Source organism: Xanthomonas sp. D-109, assembly GCF_017746095.1.
In the GTDB taxonomy this organism is placed as follows: domain Bacteria; phylum Pseudomonadota; class Gammaproteobacteria; order Xanthomonadales; family Xanthomonadaceae; genus Xanthomonas_A; species Xanthomonas_A sacchari.
In genome coordinates this window covers 174,405-192,009 of record NZ_JAGHWV010000006.1, presented here as the reverse complement: position 1 = coordinate 192,009, position 17,605 = coordinate 174,405, and the positions used below count along the sequence as shown (strand labels likewise).

Sequence of the window (17,605 nt, the reverse complement as noted above, 5' to 3'; positions counted from 1 at the left end):
CATGCTCGGGCCGCACCGGCCCACGGTCGCGTGTCGGAAGTCACTGTGCCGCGCGGCAGTGATAGCGGGGCGCCCTTGTGTCTGGCGCGTCGCCACGCGCCGCGCCGCAGTGATACCAGGGCGCCCTTGTGTTTGGCGCGTCGCCACGCGCCAGAATGCCACCGCGCGGCGGTCGGAGGTGGGCGTTTCCTCAATCCTGCGGAACCGGGGGCTCCTCGACCTTGGCCGCTTCCGGGCTGACCCGCTCGATGGTGTGGCGCAGTTCGCGGCCAAGGATGAACTTGGCATCCTTCGCCCACGCATCCAGCCGCTCGTCGAACACCAGCTTGCTGTTCGCGTCCGGCCACACCAGCTTCAGTTCGCGCAGTTTCTGGATGAAGCCGCGGAACAGGGTCTTGTCGAAGAACTCCGGCGCAGCCGGCGCGTACAGCAGGCTCAGGCGTTGCGCGGCCTGCTGGCACAGGCTCTCCAGTTCGCCGGCGCCGAGCTTGCCCGGGCCGTTCTTCACCAGCACCGAGATGGCGATGTAATAGCGCTCGAACGCCTGTTGCAGCGAGTGGCCGATGGCGCGCAGGCGGAACACTTCGTCGGTCTGCCCGGTGTTGCGCGCCAGCACGCTGCCATCGTCCTCGGCGAGCTGCAGCAGCAGGCCTTCGCGCACGAACACCTCGATGGTGCGTTCGATGCGCTCGGCGAACTGGTCCTCGCTCCACGGCAGGAACAGTTCCGCCTGCAGGAACGGGTACACGGTGCGGCCCAGCCGCAGCAGGCCGGCGCGGCTCATGCGGCGGTTGTTCTGGAAGCAGCAGGCCACCCACGAGGACGCAGTGAACAGGTGCAGCACGTTGTTGCGGAAGTAGCTCAGCAGCACCGCGTTGTCGCCGTTGACGCTGAGCACGTCGCCGAGCGGATGCGGCGTGCGGGTCAGCACGTTGATCTCCTCGGCGTGGGCGATGATGCGCTCGGGCGAGTGCGGGGTCACCGTGACCCGGTCCGAGTACGGCAGTTCCGCCAGCAGCTTCTTGCACAGTTCGATCTGCGCGATCAGGTCGGCCTCGCCCATGGCGTGCTTGGGCGTGGACAGCAACGCCAGCGCCAGCAGGTTGACCGGATTGACGTCGGCGGCGGCGTTGATGTGCACCTGGATCTGCTGCGCCAGCGCATCGACGGTGCCGTTCAACCAGGCCGGCTTCTCGTCCTCGCCCAGCGGCTGGCCGTCCCATTCCGGCGCGCGCTGCGCCAGCACCTGGCTCAGCGGGATCGGCTCGCCGAAGTTCACCACCACCTGGCCGTAGTTCTGCTTGAGCACCTTGGGGATGCCCCACAGCAGCGCCCAGATCGATTCCTTCTCCTTGGGCCGGCCGCTGAGTTCGTCGAGGTAGCTGTTGCCTTCCATCAGCTTCTCGTAGCCGACGTAGATCGGCTGGAACAGCACCGGCTTGCGCGGCTGGCGCAGGAACGCGCGCAGGGTCATCGCGATCATGCCGCCCTTGGGCTGCAGCAGGCGGCCGGTGCGCGAGCGTCCGCCTTCGACGAAGTACTCGATCGAGTAGCCGCCGGCCACCAGTTGCGCCACGTACTCGCTGAGCACCGCCGAGTACAGCGCATTGCCCTTGATCGAGCGGCGGATGAAGAACGCGCCGCCCTTGCGCAGCAGGGTGCCGACCACCGGCAGGTTGAGATTGATGCCGGCCACGATGTGCGGCGGCACGATGCCGCGTTCGTACAGCAGGTAGGACAGCAGCAGGTAGTCCATGTGGCTGCGGTGGCTGGGCACGTAGATCACTTCGTGCCCGGGCGCGGCGTCCTTCAGCTTGTCCAGGTGGTGGACCAGCACGCCGGCGTAGATGCGGTTCCAGACGTGGGTCAGCAGGAAGCTGGCCGAACGCACCACCGGGCTGGAATAGTCGGCGGCGATCTCCCAGGCGTAGGCGTGCGCCTTGCGCCAGGCGTCCACCGGCTTGCTGTTGTCGCGCTTGGCCTGCGCGGCGATCGCCTCGCGTACCGGCTCGGCCGCCAGCACCTGGTCCACCAGCAGGCGCCGGGTCGACAGGTCGGGGCCGATCACCGCCTCGCGGATGCGCCGGAAATGGGTGCGCAGCACGCGCTGCAGCTTGCGCACGGTGCGCTCGGGCGGCAGCCCTTCCTCCACCGTCTGCCGCATCGACACCGGCGGGGCGAAGCGCACGATGGTGCTGCGGCCGTTGAGCAGCACGCCGAGCAGGCGCCGGAAGCTGCCCACCAGCGCCCAGTTTTCCGAGAACAGCACGGCGAACCAGCCGCTCTGCTTGTCCGGGGCGCGGCCGACGAAGATCGACACCGGCACCAGGTGGATGTCCAGCTCCGGACGCTCGCGATGCGCCTGCAGCAGCTTGGCCAGCGAATCGGAGTGGGTCTTGGCGCCGCGCTGTTCCGGCAGCAGCGCGTGGTTGCTGCTGCGCCGGGACAACGCCAGGTAGGCGCGCTTGCGCCCCAGCGGGTCGCCGGGCAGCGGCACCAGCGGCGAGGGCAGGCCGGATTCGCGGCAGGCCTTGTCCAGGATCAGCGCGTTGGACAGGCCGTAGTCCTCCAGCACGTACACCACCGGGCGGCCGTCGTTGTACTGGCCGGGCTCGGCCGGTTCGATCTTCAGGCCCAGCCAGGGATCGGCCAGGCGGCCGAGCAGGCGCGCCCACAGCGGACCCTTGCCCTGGCGCGCGGCGGGCGCGGCCACGGGCAGGGTGGAGGGGACGACGGTCGAAGAGGGCGCGGCGCCGGGGTCGGCGGGGGACGCGTCGGCGGGCGCACGGGCCGCGTCGGCCGCGCGTGCGGCCGCGGCGTCGTCGGGGAACGGGAGGGGATTTTGTTCTGGCATCGGGGCCATTATCGCTTAGCCGGCGGAGCGGGGTCGGCGGCGGGTGCCGCGGCCGCGGCGGCGGTGCCGGCGCTGGCCGCCAGCAGCGCATCCACCTCGCTGAGGGTGTCGCGCAGGTACCAGTGCCCGTCGCGGCGCACCAGCACCGCGGTGGTGTCGATCTGTTCGCCGTCCAGCGGGTACTGGATGCGCACCACCGCTTGGTCGCCCTGCTGGTTCACCAGGCCGGTGCGCAGCGCGCCGGCGCTGGCGTCCAGGTCCAGGCCGTAGTCGGCCAGCACCGCCTTGAGGTCGGCCAGGAACGGGCCCAGCCGGCGCAGGCTGTCGTCCATGCCGAGGGTGCGCAGGTCGGCATCGCTGCGCACGCCGGTGCGGCGCGCGCTCGCGCACAGCCGCGCGAGCGCCGCCTGCGCGCGTTTGCGCTCGGACAGCGGCGCGCGCGCGGCCCAGGCGCTCAGCGCCTGCACCAGTTGCACGTAATGGCCGCGCTGCTCGGGCGTGTAGTGGCCCTGATTGCGCAGGAACTGCACGCCGAACAGGCCCAGCGAGTGCGCCGCCTGCTTCAGGCTCGCCGCCTGGCCGCCGAACTGCGCGTCGAAGGCGCGCTGCAGCTGGCGCTCGGCGTCCGGCGCGGCGAGGGTGTCCAGTACCTCGGGCAGGCGTTCGGCCAGCGGCAGTTCGGTCAGCGGCCAGCGGCTGCGGTCTTCGCTCCAGGCCTGCTGCAGGCGCTGGTACTGGGCCGGCGGCACCGCGGCCTGGGCGTAGCCGAGCAGGTCGTTGCGCTGCAGCGCGCGCGCCAGCGTGCGCACCGCGGCGGCCGGCTCGGCGCTGGCGCCGGGCAGTTCGGCGGGCGTGCGCTTGCATCCGCCCGCGGCCAGGGCGAGCATCGCCAACAGCAGGACGCACAGCGCGCGCGAGGAGATGACCCGGGTCGGGCAGGACGGCATACGGTGCGGGCTCGTTCCCCAAAACGTCCCGCATCTTGCTGGGCGCGGGCGATTCCGGCAAGCCGGGCGGGGGTGTGGCGCGGGGAGCACTGGCAGGCATCCAGGGGGCTGGGCTTGTCGCGGCAGGACATTTCATGACCCGGCGTGGGACGGTCGGGACAGGCATGTCGGCGTATGACCAGACGTGCCAGGGGATTGCACATGTTGCAACGCATCATGTAACCGCTTGCAGTTGCTGCTAACGTCCGCCCACCTCGATTGAGGCGGTGCTGGCCGGGGGACCCAGTGCGATATTCGTCAGAGATCATCCGAGTGCTCGGTCACGGTGGCGCGCGCCGCTGCGCCTGGGTGTTGTCTGCAGTCCTGTGCGGACTTGCGATGACGGCCCCGGTGCAGGCGCAGGACGGCCGCCTGCCGCCGCGTGCGCAATGGCAGGCATCCAGTTCCTCCAAGCAGGTCAAGGCGCAGGCGATCGGCTATCTGATCGACGGCGACGCCAGCACCCGCACTGCCGGCGCCTTCAGTCCCGGCCACTGGTTCCAGATCGATCTGGGCCGCGCCGCGCAGGTCGGCGGCGTGCGCCTGCAGTGGGACACCTCCAATCCGGAGGGCTTCCTGCTGCAGACCTCGCGCGATGGCCAGCGCTGGGACACGGTCTACACGATGACCGATTCGCTGGGCGGCACCGAGACGGTGTTCTTCGCGCCGCAGCTGGCCCGCTACCTGCGCCTGGCCGCGCCCGCGCGCAGCGCCGACTGGGGCGTGTCGATCTACGAGATGCAGCCGCTGGGCGCCGACGCTGCGCAATTGCGTGGCGTGTCCGCAGCCGACGCTGCGGCGCTGTGGCAGGGCGGTGCGGCGGTGGCGATGCCGGGCAAGGGCGCGCAGGCGCGGCAACTGGACATCGCCTTCCCGCGCGCGTTCGACAGCGCCGGCCTGATCGTCGAGTTCGCCGGCGCGCATGGCGCGGCGCAATTGCAGGCGCAGGATGCCGCGGGCCGTTGGCGCACGCTGGCCGACGATCCGCAGGCCGGCGACAGCGACAGCGCCTACCTGGCCGGCACGGCGCCGCTGCCGGTGCGCGCGCTGCGCCTGCGCGTGGACGCCGCGCCCGGTGGCGTCGCACCAACCCTGGCGCGCCTGCGCCTGCTGGGGCCGAAGGCGGTGATGACGCCGATGAAGCGCTACCAGGTCGCCGCGCAGCGCGGCGCCACGCGCGTGCTGTTCCCGGCCTCGCTGCACATGCAGCAGACCTACTGGACCGCGGTCGGCATCCACGCCGGCCGGCAGAAGTCGATCTTCGACGAATACGGCAACCTGGAGGCGTGGAAGGGCGCGCCGCTGGTGCAGCCGCTGTGGCGCGACGTGTCCGGCACCGCTGCCGGGGCCGACGGCCATGCCCTGACCCACGCGTTGCGCGATGGCTGGAAGCCGATGCCGTCGGTGCGCTGGTCGCCGCAGCCGGGGCTGGAACTGCGCAGCGAGACCTTCGCGATCGAACGCGGCGGCCAGCCGGTGACGCTGCTGCGCCATCGCCTGCGCAACATCGGCACCACGCCGGTCAGCGGCACCCTCTCTCTGCTGGTGCGGCCGATGCAGATGAATCCGCCGTGGCAGAACGGCGGCCTGTCGCCGATCCACGATATCGCCGTCGACGGCGGCACCGTGCAGGTCGACGGCCGCGCGCTGCTGACCTCGCTGAGCACGCCCAGCGGCGGTGGCGCCGAGGCGTTCGGCGCGAACGGCGCCACCGAGATCACCCGCCATGTCGCCGCCGGCACGCTGCCGGCGCAGCACCAGGCGCACGACGCCGACGGCCTGGCCGCGGCGATGCTGACCTACACGGTGCGCCTGGCGCCGGGTGCGCAACAGGACGTGGTGCTGGCGTTCCCGCTGGGCACTGCCAGCGCCGACGCCCAGGGCCGCCTGCCGCCGGCGCCGCCGCTGGACCGCGACGCCCTGCTCGCCGCCGGCCGTGGCGACGCGGGCCGCAGCTTCGACGCGCTGGCCGAGCAGGTCTCCGCGGACTGGCAGCAGCGCCTGGGCAACGTCGGCCTGCGCCTGCCCGACGCCAGCCTGGTGGACATGCTGCGCGCGCAGGCCGCCTACATGCTGATCAACCAGACCGGCCCGGCGATGCAGCCGGGGCCGCGCAACTACAACCGTTCCTTCATCCGCGACGGCATGGCCACCTCGGCGATCCTGCTGCGCATGGGCCAGGCGCAGGTCGCACGCGACTACCTGCAGTGGTACAGCGACCATGCGGTGCACCCGAACGGGCTGGTCTCGCCGATCCTCAACGACGACGGCAGCGTCAACGACGGTTTCGGCTCGGACCTGGAGTACGACAGCCAGGGCGAGTACATCGCTCTGGTCGCCGACGTGGCGCGGCTGGACGGCGGCCCGGAGAGCGTGCGCGCCTACCTGCCGAAGGTGAAGCTGGCGATGCAGTTCCTGCAGGAGCTGCGCGAGCGCACCCTGGTGCCGGGCTACATGGCCGAGCAACCCGCGCCGGAACGCTTCCGCGGCATCCTCGCCCCGTCGATCAGCCACGAAGGCTATTCCAGCCCCACCCATAGCTACTGGGACGACTACTGGGCGCTGAAGGGCTGGCACGACGGCGCCTGGCTGGCCGAATCGCTGGGCGATGCCGCCACCGCGGCCTGGGCGCGCGAACAGTACGCGGCGCTGCGCACCTCGCTGGCCACCTCGATCCGCGCCACCATGGCGTGGAAGGGCGCGGACTACATTCCGGCTGCGGCCGACCTGGGCGACGGCGATCCGACCAGCGTCTCCATCGCCCTGGATCCCACCGGCCAGCAGGACCTGCTGCCGGATGCGGCGCTGCGCACCACCTTCGCGCGCTACCTGGAAGACGTGCGCCAGCGCAAGCAGCCCAATGCGCTGTGGGCCTACACCCCGTACGAGATGCGCAACGTGCTGACCTACGTGCATCTGGACCAGCCGCAGGTGGCCGACGAACTGCTGCAGGACCTGCTGCGCGACCGCCGCCCGTTCGAATGGCAGGTGCTGGCCGAGGTGGTGCAATCGCGGCTGCGCTTCCCGCGCTACCTGGGCGACATGCCGCATACCTGGATCGGCGCCGAGTACGCGCGCACGCTGTTCGGCATGCTCATGCACGAGGGCGACGACGCGCTGGTGCTGCTGCCCGGCGTGCCGCCGGCCTGGCTCGCCGACGATGGCCTGGCCGTGCAGCGCCTGCCCACCGCCTACGGCACGCTCGGCCTGCGCGCGCGCCAGCGCGACGGGCGGCTGCGCGTCGAACTCGACAGCGGCCTGCGCGCCGGCACCGCCGTGCGCGTGGTCTGGCCGACGCGCACGCGGCCGACCCAGGTGCGCGTGGACGGCCGCCGGATCGACCGATACGACGCCGGCGGCGTGACCCTGTCCAAGCCGTTCCGAACCCTGGAGGCACGCTGGTGAGCCCGCCCCCCGTCATGGCGCAGGACCAGCGCGCCAACATCACCATCAAGGACGTGGCGCGCCTGGCCAACGTGTCGGTGGCGACCGTGTCGCGCACCATGAACGGCCACCAGCACGTGGCCGAGTCGGTGCGCGCGCGCGTGCTGGAAGCCGCGCGCACCCTGCACTACGTGCCGCACCACGCCGCGCGCAGCCTGAGCAGCCGCCGCACCCACACCATCGGCGTGGTGCTGCCGGACCTGCACGGCGAGTTCTTCTCCGAACTGATCCGCGGCATCGATACGGTGGCGCGCGAGCGCGGCCTGCACCTGCTGGTGTCCAGCTACCACGGCGAACCGGAGCAGCAGCGGCTGGCGGTGCGGCGCATGCCCGGGCGCGTGGACGGCTTGCTGATCATGTCGCCATCCCTGGCCGGCGATGCCGAGGATCCGGCCGACATGCTGCCCGGCACGCTGCCGGCGGTGCTGATGAACTGCGCCGAGCGCATCGGCGAGGCGCAGGTACTCAACGTCGACAACTACGGCGGCGCGCGCGCCATGACCCGCCACCTGCTGGACGTGGGCCACCGCCGCATCGCCTTCATCGCTGGGCCGGACGACAACTTCGACGCGCGCGAGCGCCTGCGCGGCTATCGCGACGAACTGCGCGAGCGCTGCCCGCAGGTGGCGCCGCTGGTGCTGCCCGGCGCCTTCGACGAGGCCTCCGGCTACCGCGCCGGCGAAGCCCTGTTGCAGGGCCAGCGCCCGGACGTGGTGTTCGCCGCCAACGACATGATGGCGCTGGGCTGCCTGTTCGCCTTCACCCATGCCGGGCTGCGCGTGCCCGAGGACATCGCCCTGGCCGGCTTCGACGACGTGCCGATGGCACGCTACGTGCATCCGGCCCTGACGACCATGCGCGTGGACATCGCCGGCTTCGGCGCCCGCGCCATGCAGTTGTTGCTCGCCGCACTGGAGCCGCACGCCGCTCCGGCGGCGTCGGCAGCGTCGGCAGCGTCGGCTGGCGCGATCGCCCCGCAACTCATCGTTCGTGCTTCCAGTGCCCAGCGAGGGACCGCCATGGACTGACACCGACGCGCGCAGTACCGATGTCGTTTTTTTGCAGCACCTAGAAGAACACAACAATGATCCCGTTGACCGCCCTGGGAGGGCTTTCGTCATGAAGAAACCGCGTTCCGCCTCGAATCTGCCCGCACGCAGCCTGCTGTGCTGCGCGCTGGCCACCTGCCTGTTCGCCACGATGCCGGCGATGGCGCAGTCCAGCAACGCCACGCTGCGTGGTCAGGTTGCCGCCGCCCAGGCCGGCACCGAGGTCACCGTCACCAACATCGCCACCGGCTCGGTGCGCCGCGCGCCGGTCGCCGCCAACGGCAGCTATACCGTGGTCGGCCTGCCGCCGGGCACCTACAAGGTCGAGGCCAACGGCGTCACCAAGACGGTGACCCTGCAGGTGGCGTCCTCGTCCACCGTCGATCTTGACGCCGGCTCCTCGGCCGCCGGCGGCAACGCGACCACGCTGGATACCATCACCGTCAGCGCGCCGCTGCTGAAGGACGTCAAGACCTCGGAAGTCGGCAACGTGGTGTCGCTGCACCAGATCGAGCAGCTGCCGCAGGCCACCCGTAACTTCCTGGAGTTCGCCGACACCGTGCCGGGCATGGTGTTCCAGATCGACTCGCAGGGTCACACCACGCTGCGCGGTGGCGCCTCCAACAGCAGCGCCGGCAATCTGTACATCGACGGCGTCAGCCAGAAGAGCTACGTGGCCAAGGGCGGTATCGCCGGCCAGAACGACAGCCAGGGCAACCCGTTCCCGCAGCTGGCGATCGGCGAGTACAAGGTCATCACCTCCAACTACAAGGCCGAGTTCGGCCAGGTGAGCGGCGCGGCGGTCACCGCGGCCACCAAGTCCGGTACCAACGAGTTCCACGGCGAGGTGTTCTACCGCTACACCGACCAGGATCTGCGCGACAAGAGCCCGGCCGAGGAAGCGACCGGCAACAAGGTGGACTCGCAGACCAAGGAATACGGCTTCGCGATCGGCGGCCCGATCCTGCAGGACCGCATGCATTTCTTCTTCGCCTACGAAGGCAAGGACAATGTCGTGCCGCGCACGATCTATCCCGATGCCAAGGCGGCGCCGTATGTCGGCTTCCTGCCGGCGAACCTGTCCAGCCAGTACGGCGCGGCCAACCTGCCGTTCACCGAAGACCTGTACTTCGGCAAGATCGATTTCGAGCCGACCGACCGCGACCGTTTCGAACTGAGCGCGCAGGTCCGCGACGAGACCCAGACCGACAACGTCGGTGGGCAGAACGCGACCGATCACGGCCTGGACAAGATCAACAAGGACAAGCGTGTCGCGCTGCGCTGGGCGCATAGCGCCGATGCCTGGTACAACGAGTTGATCGTCAGCCGCGAGGACGGCCGCAACGATCCGCTGCCGATGAGCACCGGCAACGGCGTGATCTATAACTACCTGGATTACACCGATCCGAACATCGGCGAGTACAACTTCCTGTCCACCGGACCGGCCGGTGGCGCCAGCGTGCAGAAGCGTCAGCAGGAAGGCTGGTCGCTGCAGAACGACCTGACCTTCACCAGCTTCCAGTGGCATGGCGACCACACCATCAAGATGGGCGTGAACTACAAGGACATCAAGCTGACGGCGCAGGATGCCGCGTCCTTGAACCCGCAGTTCAGCTACTCGGTCGACGCCAACGGCGTGGCCTCCACGCCCTACCGCGTTGACTTCTATTCGCCGTATGCCACCCCGGGCCAGAGCGCGGTGGTCTCCACCAAGGCCAAGCAGTACGGCATCTACCTGCAGGACGACTGGGCGGTCAACGACAAGCTGATGCTGAACATCGGCGTGCGTTGGGACTACGAGGACAACCCGGCCTACACCGACTTCGTCACCTCGGCCGCTTTCGTGCAGGCGCTGTACTCCGACGATCCGGCGAACCCGGGCCATCCCTGGGCCGATCGCCTGCTGCCGAGCGGCGTCAATGCCGCCGACTACATCAGCAACGGCCACAACCGCAAGAACTTCAAGGATGCATGGCAGCCGCGCCTGGGTTTCTCCTATGACTTCTTCGGCGATCAGTCCGCGGTGCTGCACGGCGGTGCCGGGCGGTCGTACGACCGCAATCTTTTCGAGCAGATGGCGTACGAGACCAGCAAGGCGGCGCTGTCGCCGGTCGCGGTGTTCTTCCAGAATCCGGCGACCGGTCAGTGCTACCGCAGCGATCGCGTGTGCGTGCCGTGGGATACGAAGTACCTCAACGGCATGGACAACCTCAACGCGATCGCCGGCGTCAGCGGCAGCGGCGAGTTGTTCATGTTCAACAACCACCTGAAGACGCCGTACAGCGACCAGTACAGCATCGGCATCAGCAACCAGGTCGGCGACTGGCTGACCGACGTGACCGTGCAGCGCAATCTGAGCTACGACGGCTTCGCCATGTCGTTGATCAACCGCTACCCGAACGGCGCGTACTTCCAGAACGGCAGCGCGCCGTGGGGCGAGCCGGTGCCCGGCTACAAGAACACCATCATCGGCATGAATGGCCTGGAGCAGCGCACCACCCAGGTGCTGCTGTCGGCGGAGAAGCCCTACACCAAGGAATCGGGCTGGGGCCTGACCCTGTCCTACACGCACACCAATGCGCGTCAGAACCGCAACATCGACGAGCCGTTCGGCTTCGACAAGGCCACCATCCACGACTATCCGTTCGTGAAGTCCGACGCCGTGGCGGGCCACCGCTTCGTGGCTTCCGGCTCGATCGACGGTCCGTGGGGCATGACCTTCGGTGCCAAGGTGGTGCTGGCGACGCCGGAACCGATCAACACCATCGCGTGCTACGGCAAGACCGATCCCGATGGTGCGACCTGCCAGCAGGTCGCGGCGATTCCGCCGGGCAATGGCAAATTCCTGGTCGGCGGCAAGATCTGGGGCTACCGCACGGTCGACTTCCAGGCGTCGAAGGACTTCACCGTGTACAAGGACTTCAAGATGTCGGCGCGCGTGAACCTGCTCAACGCCTTCAACTTCAAGAACTACAACACGTACGTCTACAACGACTTCGGCAGCAATGGCCGGTACGATCCCAACATCAGCATCAACAAGACCGGCGACATCATGTACGTGCCGCGCACCGTGACCTTCGAGATCGGCGCCAAGTTCTGATCCACCGCATCACCCACGCGCGTGCCCGACCGGCGTGCGTGGGGTTTCAACGGACGGGGCCGCGTGGCCCCGTCCGCGTTTGCGGTCGCCCCTTTCTTCGGTACAGGACCATGCACGCATGATCGCCGCTCCTCTCCGCAACCTGGTCGTCGTCGGCGGCGGCACCGCCGGCTGGATGGCCGCTGCCGCGCTGGCGCGTGTGCTGTGTCCGGACTACCGCATCACCTTGATCGAGTCCGAACAGATCGGCATCGTCGGCGTCGGCGAGGCCACCGTGCCGCACATCAAGGCCTTCAACAACCTGCTCGGCATCAACGAGGCCGAGTTCGTGCGCCACACCCAGGGCAGCTTCAAGCTCGGCATCGAGTTTGCCGACTGGCAGCGCCCCGGCACGTCCTACGTGCACGGCTTCGGCACCGAGATCGGGCATCCGCTCGGGCTGCTGCCGTTCCAGCAGTACTGGTTCAAGCAGGCGCTGGCCGGCAAGGCGAAGCCGCTGGGCGCCTATACGCTCAACACCGTCGCCGCCAAGCGCGACCGCTTCATGACCTCGGCCACCGACGTGCCGCCGAACTCGCCGCTGGCCAACATCGCCTACGCCTACCATTTCGATGCGGCGTTGTACGCGGGCTTCCTGCGTCGCTACGCCGAACAGCGCGGGGTGACCCGGCGCGAGGGCATCGTCGAGGAGGTGCAGCTGCATCCGGAATCGGGCGACGTGCGCGCGGTGCGCCTGGCGTCGGGCGAAACGATCGCCGGCGACCTGTTCATCGATTGCTCCGGCTTCCGCGGGCTGCTGATCGAGCAGGCGCTGCACACCGGCTACCACGATTTCAGCCACTGGCTGCCGTGCGATCGCGCGCTGGCGGTGCCCTGCGCCAAGGTCGGCCCGCCCACGCCGTACACCCGCGCCACCGCGCGCGCGGCCGGCTGGCAGTGGCGCATTCCGCTGCAGCACCGCACCGGCAACGGCTACGTGTACTGCAGCGCGCACATCAGCGACGACGAGGCCGCCGCCACGTTGCTGGCCAACCTCGACGGCCCGGCCTTGGCCGATCCGCGCCCGCTGCGCTTCGTCACCGGCCGCCGCAAGCAGGTGTGGAACCGCAACGTGATCGCGCTGGGCCTGGCCAGCGGCTTCATGGAGCCGCTGGAGTCGACCAGCATCCACCTGGTCCAGTCCGGCATCTCCAAGCTGCTGGAACTGTTCCCGCGCGAGGGCATCAGCCCGGTGCTGGTGCGGCGCTACAACGAGCGCATCGCGTTCGAATTCGACCGCATCCGCGACTTCCTGCTGCTGCACTACCACGCCACCGAGCGCGACGACAGCGCGTTCTGGCGGCACTGCCGCAGCATGCCGATCACGCCGGAACTGCAGGAGACGCTGGACCTGTTCCGCGACAGCGGTCGCTTCTACCGCAACGGCGATGAGATGTTCGCCGAGATCAGCTGGGTGCAGGTGATGGTGGGGCAGGGCATCCTGCCGCGCGCCTACCACCCGCTGGTGGACCAGGTGCCGCAGGCCGACCTGGAGCGCTTCATGGCCAGCGTCGAGCAGACCATCGGCCATTGCGCCGACGCGATGCCGCCGCACCAGGCCTTCATCGACCGCTATTGCGCGGCTAGGCCCGCCTGAGCGCGACGCGGGCACAAAAAAAGAGGCCACGCGCACCAGGCGCGGGCCTCTTCAAATCCGACCGAAGCCGGAGAACGGTATGGCACATCTCCGGCAGAGCCGGACGCTGGGCATGCTACCGGCACGCCGAAGCTAAAGCAACACTTTAGAATTTATCGCCTAAACCATTGATTTAAAATCAATGACTAGAGCGGCCAGCCAGCGTCGCCGCGATCTCCTGCTGGATGGCCTCGGCCGCCGCACGCGGATCGGCGGCCTGGCGGATCGGCCGGCCGACCACGATCGCATCGGCGCCGTCGGCGAAGGCCTGGGCCACGCCCACGGTGCGCTGCTGGTCGTCGCCGACCGGACCGCCCGGGCGGATGCCCGGGCAGACGATGGAGAAGCCGGCGCCGGTGGCGCGGCGGATCGGTGCCGCTTCCTGGCCGGAGGCGATCACGCCGTCGATGCCGGCCGCCTGCGCGGCCAGCGCGCGCTCCACCACCACGTCTTCCGGTGCGCGGTCGATGCCCATCGACGCCAGGTCGGCGCGGCCCATCGAGGTCAGCACGGTCACCGCCAGCAGGCGCATGTCGCTGCCGTTGGCCTCGGCCGCGGCCTGCATCATCGCCGGGTGCCAGCCGTGGATGGTGCAGTAGTCCACCGGCCACTGCGACAGCCGCCGGATCACCCCGCCCACCGTGGCCGGGATGTCGAAGAACTTCAGGTCCACGAACACGCGCTTGCCGCGCCCGGCCAGCGTGTCCAGCACGTCGAAGTATTCGCCCGAGGCCAGCAGTTCCATGCCGATCTTGTAGAAGGCCACCGCATCGCCGAGCCGCTCGATCCACTCCAGCGCCTCGCTGCGCCCGGGCACGTCGAGGGCGAAGATCAGGCGCTCATGCGGCGCCAGCGCCAGCGGCGCGCGGCTCACTGCGCCAGCTCCAGCGCCTGCACCTTGGCCTGGTGGCGGGCGGCGCGCGACTGGGTGAAGTCGTTGTTGAACAGCGCCGGTTCCCAGGACCCGTAGCTGGGGTTGGGCAGCATCCACCAGCGCTCGCCGAACCAGTCGTGATACTGCTGCAGCAACTGCGCGCGGCCCTCCGGGGTGTTGGCCACCACCTGCGCGAAATCGCCGAGCTGGTCGCCGAACTGCATCAACACACGGTACTGCTGGCCGACCAGTTTGCGCCGGCAATTCTTCTCCGAGCCGTTCTGCTCGCAATCCTTGACCACCGTGCCCAGGCCCAGCAGCACGCTGTTGTCGGCCACCGGTAGGCCGGCGCTGCGCAGGTTGGCCAGGGTCGCGTCGGTCAGGTGCACGGCGCGGTTGGTCACGTACAGCACGGTGATGCCCTTGGCGGTGGCGGCCTTGGCGAAATCGACCACGCCGGGGATCGGCTTGGCCTTCTTCTCGGCGACCCACTGGTCCCAGGTGACCTCGTCGTATTCCTTGCCGTTGCGGATCAGCCGCGCCTGGTACGGCGAGTTGTCCAGCACCGTCTCGTCCACGTCCATCACCACCGCCGGCTTCAACCCGGCGGCGGCGTTGCCGCGTTCCTCCGGCACCAGCGCGTCCCAGTTCGGTTCCTTCAGCGCCGCATCCAGACGGTCGGCGGCGGCGCGATAGGTCTGCTCGGCCATGGCCTGGTACTCGGCCGAGCGCTGCATCCACAGCACCGCATTGAGGTTGTCGTCGGCCGCGCCCGGGTTGGCGGCGGACGCGGTCGACGCGGCAGTGGCGGTGGCAGCCGGCTTGGCGGCGGGGTCGGCGACCTGCGCCTGCGGCTTGCAGGCGGACAGGGCGAGCACGGCGCAGGCCAGTGCGGTGCGGGCGATCGGCGTCATCGGGCGTGGGAACCTGGGCGAATGAACCGCGGATTTTAGCCGGTTGCGATGACCGGCGCGGCGCAGCGCGCGGTGGCGCAGGCAGGCCGCCGCGCTCAGGGCGCGAACGTCAGCGCACGCAGATCCGGGGCGAGCACTGCCTCGACGGGGTCGGCACTGTCGTGGCCGGCATAGGTGCTGAAGCGGATGCGCAGGCGGCCATCGCGCACGGCGTAGGGCGTCAGGTCGTCGAGGTCGGGTGCGTCCAGATCGATGTTGTCCAGGCAACTGGACACCGGCACCCGGGCCAGGATCGCAGGCGCCCCTTGCAGGTCGACCACGGTCAGCGCCATCTCCGCCCCAGCGCCGCAGTAACCATGTCCGTCCCCGGGCGAGGAACGGCGCACCGACAGGTACAGCAGGCGGTCGCGTGCCAGATACGGCTGCAACCGGGTCGGCAGCAGGCGGATGGCGCGCGCGCTGCCGATCAGCTCCGGTGCGTAGGCGCGTGGGATGGTCTCCAGCACGGTCGGTGCGCGCCCCGGCACCTGCAGCACGACGCGGCCGGCGCGATAGGCCAGATGCAGGACGCCGCGGCGTGGATCGCAGACCTTGGTCTCGGCCAGCGCGGCCGATACCGCGCGGCAGTCCGTCGGCGTCGGGGGCGCGGCGGTGTGGATTGGCACGGCGCCGGGCGCAGCGGGCGCGGCCAGGGCCAGCAGGAGGGTGAGCGGCAGCATGCGGAGCCTTCGCGGTGTGAGCCGAGAGTGTGGCAGCCGCCGTGGATCGCGCGCCAGTTGTGACGTGCATCCTCCATGAAAGTGACGCAATTCACGTAAGTGCCTGTTTTGCAGGGAATTTCCTGACAGCGTGTCGGGAGCCTCCGGATGCCGCTGCGTTGTGGTTTGCACCACACTTCGCAGTACGGAAAACCGCGCGACGCGGCGCCTGGTGCGCTGCAGCGCGATCGCGCCTGTACCTGCAGGCAAATGCGGGAAGCGTCACAGGGGACGTTGCAGTGGATCGCTGGAGAAAAGGAGCTTCTCGCATTGTGCTGGCTGCGTGCCTGCTTGCCGGCGCGCCCATGGCGCAGGCGCAGGAACCGCCGAGCACGCTCGACCGCCAGGAACAGCTGCGCCAGGCCGAGCAGGTGCAGCGGCAGCAGGAGCAGGATCGGCAGGCGCCGTTCGTGGGCCCGCGCGAGGCCGAAGCGCCGGCGGACATGCGCAGCACCAGCCTGCCGACCGAAGCCCTGTGCTTCCCGATCCAGCGCGTCCGCCTCAGCGGCGGCGGCCCCGACGCGGCGCGTTTTTCCTGGCTGTGGCAGTCGCTGCGTCGCTACGAGGGCCGCTGCATCGGCACGGCCGGCATCGACCTGATCCGCCGCCGCGCGCTGGACCAACTGGTCGCGCGCGGCTTCGTCACCACTCGCATCGGCGTGCCGGCGCAGGACCTGTCCCGCGGCGAGCTGCGCTTCGAACTGCTGCCCGGGCGCCTGCGCCAGGTGCGGGTGCAGTCGGCGGACGGCCGTGTGTTCTGGCGCGGTGCGCTGCCGCTGCGGCCGGGCGACGTGCTCGACCTGCGCGCGATCGAGCAGGGCGTGGAGCAGTTCAAGCGGGTGCCGTCGCAGGACGCCAAGATCGACATCGCCCCGGGCGAGCAGCCGGGCGAGTCGGACCTGCTGATCACCGTGCAGCGCAGCAAGCGGTGGCGCGCGGTGCTCAACGCTGACGACTCGGGCGTGCAGGCGACCGGCCGCTACCAGGGTGGCGTCGATTTCGCCCTGGATGCGCCGCTGGGCATCAACGATCTGCTCTCGATCGGCTACAACCACGACCTGGTGGACGATGGCGCTGCGCGCGGCACCCGCGGCAACAGCCTGTCCTACAGCGTGCCGTGGGGCTGGTGGACGGCCTCGCTGTCGCTGTCGTCGTATCGCTACCACCAGCAGGTGGACGGCTTCCGCCAGAGCTTCCAGTCCAGCGGTAGCTCCGACAGCGCGCAACTGGATCTGCAGCGGGTGATCCACCGCACCGGCACCAGCAAGACCACGCTGGGCATGGTGGTGGCCAAGCGCGCGGCGCGCAGCTATCTGGACGGTGTGGAGATCGGCATCCAGCGCCGTCACACCACCAGCGCCGAGCTGTATCTCAGCCATCGCCATTACCTGGGCAAGCTGCAACTGGATACGCGCCTGGGCCACCGCCGCGGCACGCCCTGGTTCGACGGGCAGTGGACCGGCTACGACCCGGCGGTTGGCTTCCCCGGCTACCGCTACGGCGTCACGACGCTGGATGTCAGCGCCGGCCTGCCGTTCGCGCTGGGCCCGGTGGCGATGAGCTGGGACAGCAGCCTGCATGCGCAGACGTCCCCGCACCTGCTGCTGGGTTCGGAATTCATCACCCTGGGTGGGCGCTACAGCGTGCGCGGCTTCGACGGCGAACGCACCCTCGGCGCCGAGCGCGGCGCGTACTGGCGCAACAGCCTCAACCTGCCGGTGCAGCGCCTGGGCATCACCCCGTACCTGGGCGTGGATGCCGGCCGCATCGCCGGGCCCAGCGCCGCCGGCCTGGCCGGGCGCAGCCTGGTCGGTGGCTTCGTCGGCGTGCGCGGCGCGCACGGCGGGCTCAGTTGGGATGGCTTTGCCGGCTGGGACCTGCACGCGCCGCGCGACTTCCACAGCGCGCAGCCGGCCTACGGCGTGCGCCTGATCTACCAGTTCTGACACGT

At 69.8% G+C, this 17,605-nt stretch carries 10 protein-coding genes; 5 read left to right on the top strand and 5 right to left on the bottom strand.

Going from position 1 to position 17,605, the window contains the following annotated elements; all coding sequences use genetic code 11:
* Nucleotides 1-190: 190 nt before the first annotated feature.
* Complete coding sequence (plsB, locus tag J7357_RS06905) at nt 191-2,863, bottom strand: glycerol-3-phosphate 1-O-acyltransferase PlsB (RefSeq protein ID WP_209245536.1); 2,673 nt, start codon at nt 2,861-2,863, stop codon at nt 191-193.
* Complete coding sequence (locus J7357_RS06900; RefSeq protein WP_209245535.1) at nt 2,863-3,801, bottom strand: hypothetical protein; 939 nt, start codon at nt 3,799-3,801, stop codon at nt 2,863-2,865. The genes plsB and J7357_RS06900 overlap by 1 nt, the downstream gene beginning before the upstream one ends.
* 378 nt (nt 3,802-4,179) lie before the next feature.
* Between J7357_RS06900 and J7357_RS06895 the strand changes: the two genes are divergently transcribed.
* From J7357_RS06895 to J7357_RS06880, 4 genes are all read left to right on the top strand, one after another.
* Nucleotides 4,180-7,245, top strand: coding sequence for a discoidin domain-containing protein (locus J7357_RS06895; RefSeq protein WP_209245534.1), 3,066 nt, complete (start codon nt 4,180-4,182; stop codon nt 7,243-7,245).
* 14 nt (nt 7,246-7,259) lie between these two features.
* Entirely contained in the window at nt 7,260-8,312 is a 1,053-nt protein-coding gene (locus J7357_RS06890) for a LacI family DNA-binding transcriptional regulator (protein ID WP_209245660.1), read from the top strand.
* A gap of 91 nt (nt 8,313-8,403) precedes the next feature.
* Nucleotides 8,404-11,433: a TonB-dependent receptor gene (locus tag J7357_RS06885; protein WP_209245533.1), complete on the top strand. Its 3,030-nt coding sequence runs from the start codon at nt 8,404-8,406 to the stop codon at nt 11,431-11,433.
* 118 nt (nt 11,434-11,551) lie between these two features.
* Nucleotides 11,552-13,069 carry a tryptophan halogenase family protein gene (locus J7357_RS06880; RefSeq protein ID WP_209245532.1) on the top strand — a complete coding sequence of 506 codons (1,518 nt, stop codon included), beginning with the start codon at nt 11,552-11,554 and terminating at the stop codon, nt 13,067-13,069.
* Nucleotides 13,070-13,247: 178 nt separating this feature from the next.
* Here J7357_RS06880 and pyrF read toward each other — a convergent pair whose 3' ends face one another.
* From pyrF to J7357_RS06865, 3 genes are all read right to left on the bottom strand, one after another.
* Nucleotides 13,248-13,982 (bottom strand): orotidine-5'-phosphate decarboxylase, encoded by a 735-nt coding sequence (pyrF, locus tag J7357_RS06875; RefSeq protein ID WP_209245531.1) that lies wholly within the window; start codon nt 13,980-13,982, stop codon nt 13,248-13,250.
* The gene (locus tag J7357_RS06870; protein WP_209245530.1) at nt 13,979-14,896 is read right to left on the bottom strand and encodes a 5'-nucleotidase, lipoprotein e(P4) family; all 918 of its coding nucleotides are present in this window, start codon (nt 14,894-14,896) and stop codon (nt 13,979-13,981) included. The genes pyrF and J7357_RS06870 overlap by 4 nt, the downstream gene beginning before the upstream one ends.
* Before the next feature lie 95 nt (nt 14,897-14,991).
* Entirely contained in the window at nt 14,992-15,615 is a 624-nt protein-coding gene (locus tag J7357_RS06865; protein ID WP_209245529.1) for a hypothetical protein, read from the bottom strand.
* Between the two features lie 344 nt (nt 15,616-15,959).
* On the opposite strand from J7357_RS06865, the gene J7357_RS06860 reads away from it, so the two are divergent.
* Entirely contained in the window at nt 15,960-17,600 is a 1,641-nt protein-coding gene (locus J7357_RS06860; protein WP_209245659.1) for a ShlB/FhaC/HecB family hemolysin secretion/activation protein, read from the top strand.
* Nucleotides 17,601-17,605: the final 5 nt, after the last annotated feature.